This is a genomic window from Niallia alba, from assembly GCF_012933555.1.
GTDB classification, from domain to species: Bacteria; Bacillota; Bacilli; order Bacillales; family Cytobacillaceae; genus Niallia; species Niallia alba.
The window spans coordinates 4264323-4283349 of record NZ_JABBPK010000001.1 but is presented as its reverse complement, the minus strand read 5'-3'; the positions used below and the strand labels follow the sequence as shown (position 1 = coordinate 4283349).

Annotated in this window: 15 protein-coding genes, 2 pseudogenes and 2 riboswitches; of the genes and pseudogenes, 13 read left to right on the top strand and 4 right to left on the bottom strand. The window is 36.3% G+C overall.

Translation table 11 applies throughout. The features are described 5' to 3' along the window. Positions 1–169: 169 nt before the first annotated feature. Positions 170–631 (top strand): annotated as a pseudogene (locus HHU08_RS20440) (3-deoxy-8-phosphooctulonate synthase); the annotation flags it as partial. A gap of 250 nt (positions 632–881) precedes the next feature. On the opposite strand, the gene HHU08_RS20435 reads toward HHU08_RS20440, so the two are convergent. After that, positions 882–2318, bottom strand: a complete 1437-nt coding sequence (locus HHU08_RS20435; RefSeq protein WP_016205479.1) for a DDE-type integrase/transposase/recombinase — start codon at positions 2316–2318, stop codon at positions 882–884. A gap of 137 nt (positions 2319–2455) precedes the next feature. Here HHU08_RS20435 and HHU08_RS20430 point away from each other — a divergent pair. The 9 genes and pseudogenes from HHU08_RS20430 to HHU08_RS20390 all read left to right on the top strand — a co-directional run. Further along, a pseudogene (locus HHU08_RS20430) lies at positions 2456–2833 on the top strand (3-deoxy-8-phosphooctulonate synthase); the annotation flags it as partial. 18 nt (positions 2834–2851) lie between these two features. Beyond that, positions 2852–3835 (top strand): KpsF/GutQ family sugar-phosphate isomerase, encoded by a 984-nt coding sequence (locus HHU08_RS20425; RefSeq protein ID WP_169189163.1) that lies wholly within the window; start codon positions 2852–2854, stop codon positions 3833–3835. Between the two features lie 8 nt (positions 3836–3843). After that, positions 3844–4365: a KdsC family phosphatase gene (locus HHU08_RS20420; protein ID WP_016202137.1), complete on the top strand. Its 522-nt coding sequence runs from the start codon at positions 3844–3846 to the stop codon at positions 4363–4365. Positions 4366–4813: 448 nt separating this feature from the next. Further along, positions 4814–4923: riboswitch (SAM riboswitch) on the top strand. 139 nt (positions 4924–5062) lie between these two features. After that, positions 5063–6079 (top strand): methionine ABC transporter ATP-binding protein, encoded by a 1017-nt coding sequence (locus HHU08_RS20415; RefSeq protein ID WP_169189162.1) that lies wholly within the window; start codon positions 5063–5065, stop codon positions 6077–6079. After that, positions 6079–6741 carry a methionine ABC transporter permease gene (locus HHU08_RS20410; protein WP_016202139.1) on the top strand — a complete coding sequence of 221 codons (663 nt, stop codon included), beginning with the start codon at positions 6079–6081 and terminating at the stop codon, positions 6739–6741. Before HHU08_RS20415 ends, HHU08_RS20410 begins: the two co-directional genes overlap by 1 nt. An 84-nt stretch (positions 6742–6825) precedes the next feature. Next, positions 6826–7683: a MetQ/NlpA family ABC transporter substrate-binding protein gene (locus HHU08_RS20405; RefSeq protein WP_016202140.1), complete on the top strand. Its 858-nt coding sequence runs from the start codon at positions 6826–6828 to the stop codon at positions 7681–7683. Positions 7684–7697: 14 nt separating this feature from the next. Then, a complete protein-coding gene (locus tag HHU08_RS20400; protein WP_169189161.1) occupies positions 7698–8906 on the top strand; it encodes a M20 family metallopeptidase in 1209 nt (402 codons plus the stop codon). Between the two features lie 157 nt (positions 8907–9063). After that, positions 9064–10179, top strand: a complete 1116-nt coding sequence (locus HHU08_RS20395; protein WP_016201461.1) for an IS4 family transposase — start codon at positions 9064–9066, stop codon at positions 10177–10179. 460 nt (positions 10180–10639) lie between these two features. Then, the gene (locus HHU08_RS20390; RefSeq protein WP_169189160.1) at positions 10640–11821 is read left to right on the top strand and encodes a NupC/NupG family nucleoside CNT transporter; all 1182 of its coding nucleotides are present in this window, start codon (positions 10640–10642) and stop codon (positions 11819–11821) included. Between the two features lie 48 nt (positions 11822–11869). Here HHU08_RS20390 and HHU08_RS20385 read toward each other — a convergent pair whose 3' ends face one another. The 3 genes from HHU08_RS20385 to HHU08_RS20375 form a co-directional block, all read right to left on the bottom strand. After that, positions 11870–12274, bottom strand: coding sequence for a YkvA family protein (locus tag HHU08_RS20385; protein ID WP_016202144.1), 405 nt, complete (start codon positions 12272–12274; stop codon positions 11870–11872). Between the two features lie 96 nt (positions 12275–12370). Beyond that, complete coding sequence (locus HHU08_RS20380; RefSeq protein ID WP_016202145.1) at positions 12371–12556, bottom strand: hypothetical protein; 186 nt, start codon at positions 12554–12556, stop codon at positions 12371–12373. 37 nt (positions 12557–12593) lie between these two features. Then, a riboswitch (cyclic di-GMP riboswitch) is annotated at positions 12594–12714 on the bottom strand. A 497-nt stretch (positions 12715–13211) separates the two neighbouring features. After that, the gene (locus HHU08_RS20375) at positions 13212–14648 is read right to left on the bottom strand and encodes a DDE-type integrase/transposase/recombinase (protein WP_169189159.1); all 1437 of its coding nucleotides are present in this window, start codon (positions 14646–14648) and stop codon (positions 13212–13214) included. A gap of 316 nt (positions 14649–14964) precedes the next feature. On the opposite strand from HHU08_RS20375, the gene HHU08_RS20370 reads away from it, so the two are divergent. From HHU08_RS20370 to HHU08_RS20360, 3 genes are read left to right on the top strand one after another with little or no spacing between them, the layout of a single operon-like run. Then, positions 14965–16641 carry a spore germination protein gene (locus HHU08_RS20370; RefSeq protein ID WP_169189158.1) on the top strand — a complete coding sequence of 559 codons (1677 nt, stop codon included), beginning with the start codon at positions 14965–14967 and terminating at the stop codon, positions 16639–16641. Next, positions 16638–17852 carry a Ger(x)C family spore germination protein gene (locus HHU08_RS20365; protein WP_169189157.1) on the top strand — a complete coding sequence of 405 codons (1215 nt, stop codon included), beginning with the start codon at positions 16638–16640 and terminating at the stop codon, positions 17850–17852. The genes HHU08_RS20370 and HHU08_RS20365 overlap by 4 nt, the downstream gene beginning before the upstream one ends. After that, complete coding sequence (locus HHU08_RS20360) at positions 17852–18961, top strand: GerAB/ArcD/ProY family transporter (protein WP_169189156.1); 1110 nt, start codon at positions 17852–17854, stop codon at positions 18959–18961. The genes HHU08_RS20365 and HHU08_RS20360 overlap by 1 nt, the downstream gene beginning before the upstream one ends. Positions 18962–19027: the final 66 nt, after the last annotated feature.

Genomic DNA, 19027 nt, shown 5'->3' with positions numbered 1-19027 from the left:
CAAAGTACTTTTCAAAGCAACCAACTTAATATATTATGTAAACTACACGGTATAAAGTTAGAAAATTCAGAAAAATAATCTTCCTTTCTTTCTTTCATTTACCACTTTTTCACAAACAAATTTAATCATTAAAATCATATGGCATTAACTAATAAAGGAGGTATGTATTATTACTAAAGTAGTCACGTTAAATGATACCATCTCATTTGGAGATAAAGCTCCATTTGTTCTAATTGCCGGCCCCTGTGTTATAGAAGATGAGAAACTTGTCATGGAAACAGCAGAGCAGTTAAAAGAGGTAGCAACGAAGCTAAACATTCCATTTATTTTTAAGGCTTCCTATGACAAAGCAAATCGTTCTTCTATTCATTCATTTCGAGGACCGGGAATGGAGAACGGGCTAAAAGTTTTAGCCAAGGTAAAGGAGACATTTGATGTTCCAATCACATCAGATGTACATGAGCCAGCACAAGCAATAGTCGCAGCAGAAGTGTTAGATATTCTGCAGATTCCTGCTTTTTTATGCAGACAAACAGATTTATTAGTAGCGGCAGCAAATACTGGGATGATAGTGAATGTAAAAAAAGGACAGTTTTTGGCACCGTGGGATATGAAAAATGTTGTTACAAAAAGGTAGTGTCAAAACTTCTATGAAAAAGTAACCTGAAGTCTTTTTCTTCTTTCCTTTTTGAAGTGGAGAGGCTCGCAATCGCTCTTGACAAACACACCAATGGTTTGAATTCAGGTTATCAAGGGCGAAGGGGACAAAAGAAGGCATGCCAAATAAGCCCTTGATTTTTTCCATTTTAAACCATTGGCAAGTTCGGTTTGTCAAGAGTTCGCTCCGCCGATTGCTGGTTCAGGGCTCAGCTAAACAAAAGCTAGGTTGTTTGTTCTATAATCCAATCTTGAGCTAATCCAATTAGCTTAGTCCATCTTGCTGGCATATTGGGAAGCTGAAGTAACTCTGGATGAATCACAGGTACTTTTCCTTCTAAGGCTGAATGAGGCCGTAGAAAGTTAAAGTATGCGACAAACAAAGTGACGAAAGAAACAGATCCATGATCAGATCCAAACCCATGAGTCGAGCGATAATTTCCTTTAAACGTTCGATTGAGTCGTTCAATAATTTGCTTGAGTGGTCGGTATTCTGTTGATACTGGATCTTCGTTGGTTAATCCAATGACTTGCTTCACATCAAACGAAATATCATGTTGGGCAAAGAAATGTTGGGCTAATAGGTAAATCGGATTGCCATCTACAATAAACGTGAGGTTTTTAGGGATTTCCTTCATCTTTAGAAGAACCTCATCGATAGCCAGAATGGCTGACTGAGTATCTCGATTAGGAGAAACAGGATAAGACAGAATAATCTTTTTTACGGCATCAAAAAAGAAGAATAAATAATGCCAGCGACCTTTCACTCGAATGTAGGTCTCGTCTCCACAGAATTGATCAGAAAGCTCATAAGGATAATGGTCCACATAAGGTTTAAGCATCAGTGCTACGCTATTTTCGTAATTCAAAATGCTTTGGTGGGAGATGGATACACCATGTACATCCTTCATGAGTGCAGCTGTTTTACGGGCTGACAACCCATAGTTCACATGGTAGGTCAAAATCAGTCCCAATGTATGTGGCGACACATATAGTCTTGATAAATCTAACTTTGGTTTCTGAGGTGAACGCTTCGATAAGGGTTGGTAATCGATACGAAACTGACGGAAAATATAACGCATTTTAAATGCCTGTGGATCCTTTTTAAACTGTTTTTTCTCTTTTGAAGATAGTCCATTTTGTTTCTTTTGGTAATAAGAACAGTCGTTGTTTTTACACTTGAATACATCGAAATCTTTTCTCTCTTTGACCTTTTCAAGCGTTTTAGCACAGTGAGGACATTTTAAAATTGCCTCTTTTGAATAATGATTTTTTTGGTTAAACAAACATGTACACACCTTGCATTGATACTGTCCCTTGTCTCCGTTATTTGCATAAAGAAAATCAGATGGAGCACCACACTTTGGACATTTTATGCTGGAAGGAACAGTTGTTTTTGAATTTGAGTGTCTTCGAACAGGTTTAAGGGGTTTCCCATTTTTCTCCTGATACTCATTCAAAAGAAGTTTATAATCAAACTTTTGTAGGGTTTCGATGATTGGGAGGTCGTCTACCTGTAGTTTTCGATAAGGCTTATTTACAGGTTTTTCTACAGGTTTATCAAACATACTTTTCCCAATCAAAAGAGTTAATAATGTTCGAATAACCTGATCTTGGTACTTAATAAAAGTAAGTAAATAGGTTATAATTTGAGGGTACAATTTGTCACTTCCTATTCTAGGTTGTTGGGTGTGTGGTAACCTCAATTATCCTTAGAATTCAGGGGGTGGCAATTTTTTTGCTCAAAAAGCCCTCTATTATAGGATATAATAGCCTATTTCTATATAAAGTTTTGACAATACGTACAAAAATAAGGGAGGTTGGAAATGAACAGATTCTATTAACAGAGCGTGGTTCTACATTTGGCTATAATAATTTAGTTGTGGATATGCGATCTCTTATCACGATGAAGGAATTGGGAGTTCCATTTGTTTTTGATGCGACCCATAGTGTCCAGATACCTGGTGGAAATGGCACGACGACTGGCGGGAAAAGTGAGTTTGTCCCTTATTTGTCCAGAGCCGCTGCTGCGGTTGGGATTTCGTCGATTTTTATGGAGGTTCATCCTAATCCAGATGAAGCAATGTCAGATGGACCAAATATGGTGAAATTAGCTGAGTTAGAGGAAGTGTTAAAGCCGATTGTCGAGATTGATGCATTGGTGAAAAATCTGTAAAGAATGGGAGTGGTTGATATGCAAGAAATTAATTTGCCAAAATTCGATTATACAGATACTTTAGCAATCGTTCTAGAAAAAGAAGCAAAGGCAATCTTGGATTTAAGAGATATATTGGATGAATCAGCAGAAGATGCTATTCAATTAATTTTAGCCTGCAGAGGAAAAGTGGTTGTAACTGGGATAGGCAAGTCGGGGATTATCGCTCGAAAGATAAAGGCGACTTTCTCAAGTACTGGAACGCCATCTTGTTTTTTACACCCATCTGAAGGCTTACATGGGGATTTAGGAATGGTGACGTCTGATGATATTGTGCTTGCTATTTCCAATAGTGGAGAAAGTGATGAAGTAGTAAGATTACTTCCATCCATTGAAACAATTGGGGCAAAGTTGATTGCTATTACGAAAAATGTGTTTTCTACTCTAGGGATGAAAGCCGATGTTACATTATGTTTAGGAGAGTTTGAAGAGGCTTGTCCGTTAGGATTAGCACCAACAACAAGTACAACGGTAACACTTGCATTAGGTGACGCACTTGCAATTGCCTTACTAGAGGCACGCAAGTTTAGGCCAGAAGATTTTGCTCTTTATCATCCGAACGGTTCGTTAGGAAGAAAATTATTATTAAAGGTAGATGATGTTATATTTCACACAAGAAAAAATCCAGTTGTCCACAAAGGAGATAAAGTAAAGGACGCTTTATTTACGATGACAGATCAAGGACTAGGAGCCGCATCGATTGTAAATGAGAAAAATGAATTAATCGGTGTCCTTACAGATGGTGACATTCGTAGAGCATTTGCGCTCTCAATGGATGTCCTGAATGAAAATGTGGAAAATTTAATCTCTGCCCCTTCTATAGTAGTTGAAAAAGGAGCTTTAGCTGCTGAAGCTCTACAATTAATGGAGGAAAAAGAAATTACCGTATTGCCAATCATTGATAGCCATCATAAGCCCGTTGGAATGCTTCATCTTCATGATTTAATGAAATTAGGTATATAACGTAATTAATGAGGATTAAGCTAATTGTATTAGACGTTGATGGTGTACTTACAGACGGGAGACTATATATTGGTTCAGATGGTAACGAGTATAAGGCATTTCACACACAAGACGGTATGGGCATTAGTCTGGCAAAACAAGCAGGGATAAAGACAGCTATTATAACAGGAAGGAAGTCGAAAGCAGTTAGAAAAAGAGCAGAGGAATTGAGCTTTGACTATGTTTTTGAAGGAATTCACGATAAATTAGAAACACTTCAGAAGATAATCGATGAAATAGGAATAGGCTTTGAGGAAGTATGTTATATGGGTGACGATCTCAACGATATTCCTATTTTAACAAAGGTAGGATGGCCATGTGCTCCAAAAAATGCAATGGATATGGTAAAAGATCAAGTCATGTTTGTTGCAGATTCAAATGGAGGGGATGGGGCAGTTCGAGAAATGATCGATTCTCTTCTCCTACAAAAATATAGTCAAGAAGAAATAGTACAGCTTTTTTTATCAAAACAAGCAGAGATAACTCAATAGAACGAAAAGGAAAGTGCTAATGGAAAAATAGCACTTTCCTTTTTTACAAAAAATATTATTCCGATTTATTTAGTGTGTATTAATGGATTTTTATTATATTTATATATAGTTAGATTCTTAGGTATAAGGAATTTTTTCGTATGGGTGAATCTTTATTTAGTAATATTGAGCAGTCAGCATACACATAGAATCTTGTGGGATTAGAGAGACAGATTAGACCAATCAAGAGTGAAACGACGGCGAAGCGGCTCAGCGCGAGCCCTATGGAAAGCGAAGTGTATGCTGACTGCGGGTATGGTGAAAAAGATATGTTGATATAATTTAAAAATAGGTTTTTTTATAAAAAATTTAGCGAAAAAAAACAAAAAAATAAAAAAACATAGTTGACAATTTATTTATCTAGTTTTATAGTTGTTATCAAATCTTACAAAATTAAATAAAAACATTTTTCTTATCCAGAGAGACGGAGGGACAGGCCCGAAGAAGTCTCGGCAGCGGATTTATTTAAATACCGTGCCAATTCCTGCAAATGCTAAATTAGCATTTGAAAGATGAGAAGAAGTAGTTTCTTTGTCTTATAAAGGCCCTGCTTTTTCTTTCTGGAAAGAAGAAGCAGGGCCTTTTTGTATCTCTTAATAGACCTGTTTCTTCTTCACAAGATACTTATGTTTTTGATACTGCATAGGAGTGAGGGGCAATGATTGAATTTCAGAAGGTAGCTAAGACCTTTAAGCTTGGCAGTCGTGAAGTAAACGCGGTTAAGGATGTATCGATATCCATTGCACAAGGGGAAATCTTTGGGATTATTGGTTTTAGCGGAGCAGGCAAAAGTACCTTATTACGACTTGTCAATTTATTAGAAACACCGACAAACGGAAATATACAAGTTCAAGGAGTAGATGTTTCGTCCTTATCTCAAAAAGAAATCCGTAAACTTCGCAGAAGAATTGGGATGATTTTTCAAAACTTTAATCTTTTTTCTTCTCGAACGGTAGCAGGGAATATTGCTTATCCTTTAAAGCTCGCTGGTGTACCGAAAAAAGAAATAAAAGAAAGAGTGGCAGAGCTTCTGCAATTTGTGGGTCTATCCGATAAAGCAGACGATTATCCAGAACAGTTATCAGGGGGACAGAAGCAACGAGTTGGTATTGCACGTGCCCTAGCAACTTCTCCAGATATATTAATTTGTGATGAAGCAACCTCTGCACTGGATCCTGATACAACTGGGGAAATACTGCGTCTATTAAAAAAGGTAAATAAGGATTTAGGCATTACTATTCTATTAATTACGCATGAAATGCATGTTATTCAAGAAATATGTGATCGAGTGGCAGTAATGGAAAATGGAGAAGTAATAGAGAATGGTTCCGTTTTTGAAGTATTCACAAATCCGAAACATCCAACCACGCAGCGCTTTATTCAGTCTGTACAGCAGGATCGTCCTTCTGACTCCTTATTAGCGGAATGGAGGAAAAAGGGTGGTAAACAGTTATACAGAGTAATCTTTAAAGGTGAAATTGCAAGTGATCCAGTACTTTCAAAGGTCACAAAAAAGTTTAATGTCGATGTAAATATTGTTTATGGCTCAGTTCGTGAATTGCAAGAAAAGTTCTACGGCAATCTGCTCGTATCCTTTGAAGGAAGTAAAGAAAATATTTTATCTGTTCTTAATGAATTAGAGACATTAGTCACAGTTGAGGAGGTGCTTATTTAATGAAGGTCGATTGGAGTACTTTTTGGCCACGCATTGTGGAATCAACAGGAGAAACAATATTAATGGTTATCATGACGCTTATTTTAGGCTCTATTATAGGAATTACAATAGGTTTACTCCTTTTCGTAACAAGAAAAGGCAATATTTTAGAAAATAAATTAGTTTTCCGTTTGCTTAATATTTTAATTAATATTATCCGCCCTATTCCATTTATTATTTTTCTAGTAGCAATCAGCCCGTTAACAAGAGCGATTGTAGGTACTACGATTGGGACATGGGCAGCGATCTTCCCAATGACTATTGCAGCCTCTTTTGGAATTGCTAGAGTAGTAGAGAATAACTTAGTTAGTATTGATCCAGGTGTTATTGAAGCTGCTAAAGCGATGGGAGCAAGTCCTTTGCAAATCATTTTTACAGTGTTAATTCCTGAAGCGTTAGGACCACTTATTCTTGGCTTAACTTTTGTAACCATCAGCTTAATTGATTTTTCTGCGATGGCTGGTACCGTTGGTGGAGGCGGACTGGGACATGTCGCGATGACATATGGCTATCAACGATTTGACGGCAGTGTAATGCTTGTTACCGTTATTATCTTAATTATTCTCGTCCAAATCGCTCAATGGATTGGAAATACATTATCAAGAAAAATAATGAGACGTTAAGGGGGATATTGCTTTAACGGAGGGATTTTTATAACTATTTAAAGTTAAAATTATACAAAATTTACTAATTAAGGAGAATGTGTGATGAAGAAATATTTTGCTATTTTACTATTATTAACGACAATTTGGGCACTTGCAGCATGCGGGTCGGAAAGTACATCTGGTGGGGATAAAACGGTGAAGGTGAAAATTGGTGTAACTGGATCTGATGGAGAGGTTTGGCCAATTTTGAAAGAAAAGGCGAAAGCAGAAGGGATTGAAATTGAGCTTGTTGAGTTTTCTGACTATACATTGCCAAATCAAGCTTTAGCGAATAACGAAATTGATATTAATTCGTTTCAACATATCGCATTTTTAAGTCAATTTAACCAAGAAAATAAGACCGACTTAACGCCAATTGGAGCAACTGTGATAGCGCCGATGGGGATCTATTCTGAAAAGGTGAAAGATGTAAGTGAAATTAAAGAAGGCGATAAAATTGCTATTCCGGACGATCCTTCCAACCAAGCACGTGCTCTAAAATTACTTGAATCAGCTGGATTAATTACTTTAGCAGATGACTTTGGACTATTTGGAGATCCATCTAAAATTGTGGGAAATCCAAAAAATCTCGATATCTTACCGATTGTTGCACAGCAAACGCCAAGAGTATTACCTGATGTTGCAGCATCTGTTATCAATAATGGTGTTGCCGGTCAAGCTGGCTTTGATCCTGTAAAAGATCCTATTTATTTAGAAGATGCAGACGATGAAAATGCATTGCCATATGTAAACATCTTTGCAGCTCGTACAGAGGATGCAAATAACGAAACATATCAAAAAATTGTGGAGCTTTATCATGAAGAAGATGTGATTAAAGCAGTTGAAGCAGATACAAATGGTGGTTCCATTGTAGTAGATATTGACAAGGACGAATTACAAAAACAATTTAAAGGACTTTAAGGAGGAGAGGGAAAATGAGTAACACTTTATCTGGTATCAATCTTATTCACGAATCCATTCTTGCAAATAAAGAACTGTATATTGAAACAAGTCAATCGATTCATGCGAATCCTGAAATCGGGAACCAAGAATTTTTCGCAAGTAAAAAGCATGTAGACATTTTAACAAATGCTGGATTCAAAGTGGAAATTGCCGTAGCTGGTCATGAAACATCTTTTTATGCAGTAAAAGATAGTGGGATATCTGGTCCAACCATTGCTTTCCTCGCTGAGTATGATGCACTCCCTGGATTGGGTCATGCTTGTGGGCATAATATTATTGGAACAACAAGTGTAGCAGCTGGAATTGCACTTTCCCAAACACTTTCCGAAACAGGTGGAAAGGTTGTTGTCTTAGGGACACCAGCGGAAGAGGGAGGACCAAATGGAAGTGCAAAAGGAAGCTTCGTGAAACATGGTTATTTAAAGGATGTTGATGTGGCCTTAATGATTCATCCTGCTGGTCAAACATCATTAACAAGTGAAACGCTTGCTGTAGATCCACTCGATTTCCATTTTTACGGGAAAGCGGCACACGCATCAGGTTCACCTGAAAAAGGGATAAACGCTCTTGATGCAGTTATCCAATTATTTGTTGGCATAAATGCGCTTAGACAACAGCTTCCTGATGATGTAAGAATTCACGGGATTATCACAAACGGGGGAGATGCACCTAATATCATTCCGGAATATGCGTCTGCACGATTCTACATTCGAGCAGAAACATGGAATAAAACAGAAGAGGCTGCTACAAAAGTTCGTGCGATTGCTGAAGGAGCTGCCCTTGCAACTGGAGCAACTGTTAAAGTGGAAAGATTCCAAAATGAAGTGAAGGATTTTGTATTAAACCCAATTTTAGATGAGATATTAAAAGAAGAGCTAGAGGCAGTTGGAGAGACGGTTGTAACAAAAAGATCTCGTGGAAAAGGATCAACAGACGCTGGGAATATAAGCTATGAAGTACCAACAGCACATCCGCATATTAAAATAGGACCAGATGATTTGATTGCACATACGAATGAATTTAGAGAAGCAGCGAAATCTTCAATCGGAGATGAAGCTATTATTAAAGGTGCTCAGGCACTTGCTACAACAGGATATCGTTTGCTTTCAGATAGCGTGCTTTTAAACCGTGTTAATAAAGCATTTGAAGCTGCGAAGATCGAGAAAGACAGCTCGCTTTAAATAAATATATATAATAGCACTAGTGTTGCATTAATTTATTTTTACTATTAAAAATACTCAAAATGTTCAATTTTATTATTTTATGCAAAGAAAAAGTCCTTTATAATGGATAAGTCAGGTGGTAACCCGTCCAAATCCACTAAAAAAGGACCAACTCATGGACAAGATTACACGAAAAACTTCATTTGGACAATGGTTTTCACCAATAAATCTTCAACTTTTTGAAGAAACCGTGAAAACGTTGAAATTAGATTACTATACGAAAAAACTAAAAACAGACTCATTTCTAAAATTACTCCTTTTTGCACAGCTACAAGAAGTCGAAAGTTTGCATGAGCTAAGCGATTGTCTTTTCGACGACCAACTACAAAAAGGCATTGATCTTGATTCAATCAGTATTTCTCAGCTCTCACGCCGATTAAACGGTATAAATCCAGATTTATTTCAAAGGCTTTTCCTTGATTTAGTCGCACAAATTCATGCAAAAACACATTATACAAAGCTTATTATGCCGTTAAAAATCATTGATTCAAGCACATTGCCACTTAATTTGACCAATCATAAATGGGCAAAGTTCCGCAAAACAAAAGCGGGTGTCAAGTTGCATTTGAGACTTGTGTTTATGGAAAAAGGGAGTTCCTATCCTGAAAAGGCTGTTTTAACAACGGCAAAAGAACATGATCGTGGTCAGCTTGAAATCATGGTTGATGATAAAGAATGCATGTATGTGTTTGACCGTGGCTACCTAGATTACGAGCGCTTTGACCGAATGACAGATGATGGTTACTTTTTTCTTTCAAGGCTACGGAAAAACGCAGTCATACGGGAAGTTTATAATTTTAAACTACCCGAGAATTCAGCTGTTTTGTCAGATCAAATGGTGTTGATTGGTACGACTCAAAACCGTGCTGAAAATTACTTTCGTCTTCTAAAAGTGATGGATTCAAAAGGAAATGAACTGCATTTAATTACCAATCGTTTTGATTTGAGTGCCGAAGAAATTTCAGAGATGTACAAATCACGGTGGGCAATTGAGTTGTTCTTTAAATGGATCAAACAGCATCTCAGCATCAAAAAGTTCTACGGTCAAAGTGAATGGGCGATTCAAAACCAAGTGTTTATCGCACTGATTGTTTTTTGCCTACATGTTCTCGTACAACTTGAAACAAGAAGTAAGCGAAAAACCTTACAAATTAGCCGTTATTTAAGGGCTGCATTGTGGAAACCAGCCCATATCTGGCTTCGAAAGATTGAAGGGAAAGCCATCCCTTAATAAGCAAATTGTTGTTGTCGCACAAGTCTAATTGTAAAAAAAAACCAAATAGATGGAGCCACCTTTGAATAGGTATTTACCTTTTTGGCTCTAAACAAGGAGGATAATCAGACTGAAAATTGCGACAATATTTATGCAACACTAGTGATATAATAGAAAAAAAGCAATTTGAGGTATCAATACCCCAGTTGCTTTTTTATTTGCCATCATTTTTAAGAGATTATTTAGAATGATGGGAATTAAATATATTTAGATAATATTTTGAAAGGTTTAAATTTTATTAATTTAATTTGTTAATCAATTAATGGATGACAACGTCCTTAATATAAGGTAACATCTAAAACTGTATATCTTTTTTAATGTATTAACAATGTTTTTCAAATGTATATTAACTATATTGAAATAGTTTGATGTATTCGATGAAGGATTGTTATTGCTTTTTATTTAGGAGGAATTTTCTATGTCAATATTAGTTGGGATATTAGGTATCATCGTAACGATAGCTATCTCCTTTTTATTATCAAATGATAAAAAAAGGATTAACTATAGAGCTATTATCGTATTATTTGTGCTGGAATTTATTGTAGCTCTAATAATGTTTAAAACCACTGTTGGGCTAAAAATTGTAGAAGCTACATCAAATGGAGTTTCCAATGTGCTCAATTATGGATATGAAGGCGTTAATTTTGTTACCGGGGGCTTAGTTCCAGAAGGTGGAAGTGTCTTTTTTATAAATGTATTGATGCTGATCATTTTTACTTCTACTTTATTATCTTTATTAACGCATATAAAAGTATTGCCATTAGCTATTAAATATATTGGCGGGGCATTGGCAAAGATTACAGGGTTATCAAAGGTTGTAACATTTAACAGCATTAACTCCATCTTTTTCGGTCAATCGGAATCACTTATTGCTATTAAATCACATTTAGATTCGATGAATGCTAATAAGTTATTTATTGTCTGTACATCTGCAATGGCATCTGTTTCTGCTTCTATAATGGGAGCATATATGGAAATGATTCCACCTCAATTTGTACTTGCAGCGATGATTTTAAATGCATTATCAGCACTAATTATAGCAACATTAGTTGCACCTATTAGCAAAGAGGAAGATGAAACCATTAATGTCAAAGATGTTTCCAATACAAATTCTGTATTTGGTGCGATTTCAGCTGGTGCGTTAGATGGTGGTAGAGTTGCTTTAATTGTTGCTGCAATGTTAGTAGCATATGTCGGTCTACTTGCTTTAATTGATGGTTTCTTCACAAGTGTCTTTGGAATTGGGTTTACCGGAATATTAGGTTATATATTTGCTCCGGTGGCATGGATAATGGGTATTCCGGTTAGTGAGATTGTAACAGCAGGCTCAGTAATGGGAACGAAACTGGCTGCAAACGAATTTGTGGCAATGCTGCAATTCCAGCCATTAATCGGGGAGCTTTCAGAGAAGACAGTAGGAATTGTTTCGACATTCCTTGTTTCTTTTGCAAACTTCTCTAGTATTGGAATAATTGCTGGGTCTATTCAAGCAATTAATGCCAAAAAAGCAGATATCGTTGCAAAATTTGGTTTGAAAATGTTATTAACAGCAACATTAGCTTCTATTTTAACAGCGACAATTGTAGGGTTATTTTTATAATAATGAAAAAAGGGACTGTTTCTAGTCCCTTTTTTTCATTATAGTCTCTTAATTTATTTTTTTATCAATATCTGTTGTATCCACTTTATTACCAAACCATTCTGCAAGCTTTGTTCTCGCTTTTGATTTGATATCATCGTCAATATACATCGCTACTTGAAATAAGGCAATTCCTAATGCGCCAAGATCATCTGTGTAGCCTATTCCTACTAGAAAATCAGGTATCAAATCAATTGGCAGGATGAAATAGCCTAAAGCTCCAATAATTGTCGCTTTGACTTTTTTAGGTACATTTGGTTTTTGTAAGGTGTAATACAAAAGCAACACCGCGTAGACGACAGAAGAACCAGCCTTTTTAGCATACCGAGCGAGTTTTGCCCAAAATTTTTCTTCAGAGAAATGCTTTCCTGATACAGTTATTTGTTGTTCTAATTTTTCTTTTGAATCTTCCATTATGAAAGCTCCTTTCCTAATGGTTTTCATGCCTATTCTTATAATGATTATATGCTCTTGCTGCGTATAAGTAAAATATTTGCCTATCGTTTCAATCTATTTACCAATAAAAGTAATAATAATACGGAGCCATCCAAAAAAAGAAATCCATAAAGGAATGCTGATGAGCATGCCAAAAAATAAACCTTTTCCTATATTTCCGGTTTCTGGTATTTGATAGCTATGATCCTTTAAAAGTACTGATTGTTTTACTAATAATTCATTATTATTTTTTTGTCTCACTTTTATAGTCCCCTTCATTTGCATCGTCGAAGGTGTATTCGGTAGCTGGCTGGCATGAGTAGTTGAATGATTGGGAAAAGGTTTTGTCCTTTTTAGTCTAGCCCGAAGCCCCTATAGCTTTGCGTCATCATTTTTCAATGATTTTGCCCTTTCGTCGATTGGTTAAATTATATACTTAAGATTAGTGCTAAGTAGTTCATTATACCAGTTACTAAAGTCCTGAAAACTATGATTTTATTCCATCTTCCTTTTTAGTGTGTTTCTTTTGTCCTTTTATCTTTCTTTTCCCCCACTTAAGAATAGATTTTCCATTCATTAATCCCCATATGATGATAGGGGATAATATATTAAATGCCAGAACAAAAATAACAATAATCCACAAAAGCCACTCTGTGTTTAAAACATGGGTAGTGTCAAAACTTCTATGAAAAAGTAACCTGAAGTCTTTTTCTTCTTTCCTTTTTGAAGTGGAGAGGCTCGCAATCGCTCTTGACAAACACACCAATGGTTTGAATTCAGGTTATCAAGGGCGAAGGGGACAAAAGAAGGCATGCCAAATAAGCCCTTGATTTTTTCCATTTTAAACCATTGGCAAGTTCGGTTTGTCAAGAGTTCGCTCCGCCGATTGCTGGTTCAGGGCTCAGCTAAACAAAAGCTAGGTTGTTTGTTCTATAATCCAATCTTGAGCTAATCCAATTAGCTTAGTCCATCTTGCTGGCATATTGGGAAGCTGAAGTAACTCTGGATGAATCACAGGTACTTTTCCTTCTAAGGCTGAATGAGGCCGTAGAAAGTTAAAGTATGCGACAAACAAAGTGACGAAAGAAACAGATCCATGATCAGATCCAAACCCATGAGTCGAGCGATAATTTCCTTTAAACGTTCGATTGAGTCGTTCAATAATTTGCTTGAGTGGTCGGTATTCTGTTGATACTGGATCTTCGTTGGTTAATCCAATGACTTGCTTCACATCAAACGAAATATCATGTTGGGCAAAGAAATGTTGGGCTAATAGGTAAATCGGATTGCCATCTACAATAAACGTGAGGTTTTTAGGGATTTCCTTCATCTTTAGAAGAACCTCATCGATAGCCAGAATGGCTGACTGAGTATCTCGATTAGGAGAAACAGGATAAGACAGAATAATCTTTTTTACGGCATCAAAAAAGAAGAATAAATAATGCCAGCGACCTTTCACTCGAATGTAGGTCTCGTCTCCACAGAATTGATCAGAAAGCTCATAAGGATAATGGTCCACATAAGGTTTAAGCATCAGTGCTACGCTATTTTCGTAATTCAAAATGCTTTGGTGGGAGATGGATACACCATGTACATCCTTCATGAGTGCAGCTGTTTTACGGGCTGACAACCCATAGTTCACATGGTAGGTCAAAATCAGTCCCAATGTATGTGGCGACACATATAGTCTTGATAAATCTAACTTTGGTTTCTGAGGTGAACGCTTCGATAAGGGTTGGTAATCGATACGAAACTGACGGAAAATATAACGCATTTTAAATGCCTGTGGATCCTTTTTAAACTGTTTTTTCTCTTTTGAAGATAGTCCATTTTGTTTCTTTTGGTAATAAGAACAGTCGTTGTTTTTACACTTGAATACATCGAAATCTTTTCTCTCTTTGACCTTTTCAAGCGTTTTAGCACAGTGAGGACATTTTAAAATTGCCTCTTTTGAATAATGATTTTTTTGGTTAAACAAACATGTACACACCTTGCATTGATACTGTCCCTTGTCTCCGTTATTTGCATAAAGAAAATCAGATGGAGCACCACACTTTGGACATTTTATGCTGGAAGGAACAGTTGTTTTTGAATTTGAGTGTCTTCGAACAGGTTTAAGGGGTTTCCCATTTTTCTCCTGATACTCATTCAAAAGAAGTTTATAATCAAACTTTTGTAGGGTTTCGATGATTGGGAGGTCGTCTACCTGTAGTTTTCGATAAGGCTTATTTACAGGTTTTTCTACAGGTTTATCAAACATACTTTTCCCAATCAAAAAAGTTAATAATGTTCGAATAACCTGATCTTGGTACTTAATAAAAGTAAGTAAATAGGTTATAATTTGAGGGTACAATTTGTCACTTCCTATTCTAGGTTGTTGGGTGTGTGGTAACCTCAATTATCCTTAGAATTCAGGGGGTGGCAATTTTTTTGCTCAAAAAGCCCTCTATTATAGGATATAATAGCCTATTTCTATATAAAGTTTTGACAATACGAAAACATGTTGATAGAGCCAAGTATGATAAAAATTCAAAATATCTCCGCCTTTATTGATGCCACTAGTCTCTTTTTTATACGAAAAAAAATGCTTTTATACATTTTTTTGATATACGAATAGAATTTCTTTTACTTGGTTAAGAAGATAATAGTAAAAAGTAAGGGTGGACGATATGGAAACAACAAGTAAAGACATGAGGTTCACGACAGAGTTAGAAAAAAATATAGCTAAAATTAAAAAGCATTTGGGAGATAGTGTCGATCTTGTAAAAAGGAAAATTTACTTTTTAGGGAATAGACAAGTTTCCTCTGTTTTATTTTATATTGATGGGCTCGCCAGCGTAGAGCATGTGGAAAAAGTAATTGATGCAATGATGTATGAAGGAAATGAATTTATTAAAAGAAACCAATTAATGATCTCTGATTTGGAAACTTTAATCGAACAACATGTTTTAATGAATACTTCTTTTTCCATGATTACAGAAGTAGAAAAGGCTTTAGTAGCAATCCTTTCTGGTGATAGTATGCTTTTTGTAGATGGATGTGAAAAAGCTTTCCACATCCAAACAAAGGGTTGGGACACGAGGAGTGTTGATGAGCCGCAGACAGAACAGGTTGTCCGTGGCTCAAGAGATGGCTTTACGGAAAATATACGAACAAATACTGCATTAGTTAGAAGAAGACTCCGCGATCCTGAGCTGCGATTAGAAACAATGAGTATCGGAGTACGATCAAAAACGGATATTAATATAGCCTACATTACAGGAACGGTAAAAAAGGGATTAGTAGATGAAGTAAAGAAGCGATTAAATAATATTAAAATTGATGGAATTTTAGAAAGTGGCTACATAGAGGAAATGATTGCAGATTCGCCATTTTCCCCGTTTACAACGGTAATGAGTACCGAGAGACCCGATAAAGTAGCTTCTGCATTATTAGAAGGAAGAGTAGCGATTTTCGTTGATAATACCCCATTCGTTTTAGTAGTTCCTACTTACTTTTGGCAATTTTTGCAAGCTAGTGATGACTATTATATGGGATTTATGGCAGGCAGCTTTTTTCGAATCATTCGCTATATAGCCTTTGTAATTAGTCTGACGCTTACTTCCATCTATGTCATGTTAGTAAGTTTCCATCAGGAGATGATTCCAACGCCTTTAGCATTGACCATTGCATCTGGTCGAGAAATTGTTCCTTTTCCCGTTCTTTTAGAAGCTTTATTAATGGAAATAACTTTTGAGCTAATGCGTGAGGCTGGGCTCCGAATGCCAAAACCAGTTGGGCAGGCTGTAAGTATTGTTGGTTCACTTGTTATCGGACAGGCTGCGGTCCAGGCGGGCATTGTCTCTCCGTTTATGGTAATTGTTGTAGCAGTTACTGGAATTTCATCCTTTGCAATACCGAATTATTCTGCCTCCTATTCCATACGCTTAATCAGGTTTCCGTTATTGATTGCTTCGGGAACATTAGGGTTGCTCGGCTTTTCCGTTATGTTCTCTCTATTAGCGATTCATGCTCTAAGTATTCGTTCGTTTGGTGAATCTTATTTGGCGCCAGCAACTCCTTTTCAGCCAAATGATCAAAAGGATACTCTCATTCGGTTTCCTTGGTGGGCAATGAAAAAAAGGCCACAGCTTGCAGATGGAGATACGATAAAGTTAGGTGATCATCAGAAGCCTTCTCCGCCTGATAAAGTAAAGAAACCTTTAAAGCTGAATGACGAAAATCAATCTGAATCAGAAAAGACGAAAAATGATGAAGATAATAACAAAGATTACGAGGATATTACCGGATTAAGAAGATGGAAAAAGAAAAGTGGAGGTAATAAAGGAGAGAAAAGAAAGGAATGAAGCGAGCTAATTTAATTATTCTCATTATTTTTAGTACTTTGCTCCTAACTGCTTGTGTGGGAAAAAGAGAAATAAACGATCTTGCTCTTGTAATGGCAGTCGGAATTGATAAAGGATCAGAGGATGGAAAGATAAAAGTTACTGTGCAAGTTTCTAGACCAGGTGATGCCAGAGGACAAACTGGTGCTCCTACGGGCCAATCAGGAGAAACGACATGGAACGTAGAAGCAGAAGGAGAGTCCATTTTTGAGGCGATTCGTAATTTAACTGGTGTTGCGTCGCGAAGAGTATTTTGGGCTCATAATTTTATTATCGTTATAAATGAAGAAGTAGCCAAAGAAGGGATTGGAGACATAGTTGATTTTTTTACAAGAAATCCAGAGCTTAGGATGAGAACATTGGTTGCTTTAACCCCCGATAAGGCTAGCGAACTAACCTCTACGATAACAAGTTTGGAGGTTACGCCTGGAGAAGCATTAAGTAAATTATTTCGGTATACAAATATCTCAACACTTGCCCCGTATACGGAAATAACAGATTTGTTAGCTGCTTATTTAAGTGAATCTTCTGAGCCGCTACTTGCAAGAGTATCTTTGAAAGAAAGAAAAATTGATGGACTTAAACCAGAAGAAGGGGCAAAAGGGAAACAAGTAGAACTATCTGGTGCTGGGGTATTTGAAAATGATAAATTGGTAGGAATCTTACAAGCAGATGAATTACAAGGAATTATCCTTTTTAGAGATAATATTGACTCGGGAGTAGTGGTTGTTTCATGTCCCAAAGAGAAGAATAACAATATTAGTGTTGAGTTAAATAAGCAAAAGTTTGAAGTAAAACCAACTTACAAAAATGAAGAGGTAGGTTTTAATGCTAAGCTGGACGCTTCGGTTACAGTGGTTGAAGCGGGCTGCTCCTTTTCCATTAGTAATAAAGATGATGTGGAACAATTAGAAAAAGCGGTAGAAGCTAAATTAAGAGAAGATATCAATAAGTCTATTGAAAAAATCCAAAAGGAATATAAAACGGATGTACTAGAATTAGGAAAAGTTTTTCAAAATAAATACCCTTATGAGTGGAGGAAGGTAAAGAAAGACTGGAAAAATAGTTTTTCAGCTGCCGACATAAATCTTACCATTCATGCAAGTGTAGACAGTGGTTCATTATTATTCCAGCCAACTATATCTGGTAAAGAAGAAAGGAAGGAAAAATAATGAAGGTTCAAATAACGAATGGTATGCTAATGGCATTAATTATTAATATGCTTTATGCAAAATCTATCGGAATGACACAAGGTATAATGGCACGGGAAGTAAAAGGCGATATCTGGATATCAACGTTTTTCTCCACATTTCAAGGACTGCTAATTATAGCATTAATCGTTATAGTGATGAGGCGTATACCAGAGGGAGATTTAATTGATCAATTCCACCAAATTTTAGGGAAATTTCCTGGGAAATTTGTCGCTATTTCTGTGTTTGTCTTTTTTATAGGAGCATATGGAAGTATTATGGCAACATTTGTTTATCATTTAAGAGATTATTTTTTACCAGAGGCTCCTACAGTATTATTTATATTGGCTGCTTTTTTAATAGGCATTTATGCTATCCATTTTGGAATAGAAGTGGTCGCAAGAATGGCATTGATAGGCGTATTTTCTATCCTTGCTTTAAATATTTTATTAATGTTAGGCTCTCTTAGTAATTTTGATATAAAAGAATTACTTCCTGTTTTTCAATCAGGATTTACAGAGACGGTATGGGCGAGTAGACACCATAATACAGATTATGCAATGACTGCGATGATGGTTTGCATGATCCTTCCGTTAGTAAGAGATAAGCAGACTTGGATGAAATCTTCTACTGCAGGTATGTTTTATGGTGGAATGATTGTAGTTATGTGGCCAATACTTGAAACAGGTGTTCTTACGGCAGATGTTACAGCACAATATATTGTTTCTTGTATGCAAATGGCAAGAAGTGCGGAAATTGGGCTATTTATTCATCGTTATGAAATGGTTATGGTTGCCTTTTTTGCATTATCAATTTTAACCCAAATTATTATGACATTTCTCTGTTCAGCTATTGCTGTACAAAAACTTTTTGGATTAAAAGATTATCGTCCAGTAATTATCCCAGTTGGAATCGTTTTAAGTATAACTTGTTATTGGTTAGTAAAAGATCATCATCGAGCTATGGGTTTTATTGAAGGCCCGTGGGTGTTATTAAGTATCGGAACCGTTGTCGGGTTAGTCGTTATATTATGGGTTTCTGGTTTTGTCTTCCGCAAGAAATGGAAAACAAATCATGAAGTGAAGCAATAATTTGTAATGTCCATAGGAGATTTATTTTTAGGATGAAATCAATTAAGACCTTGCACCTCAATTGGG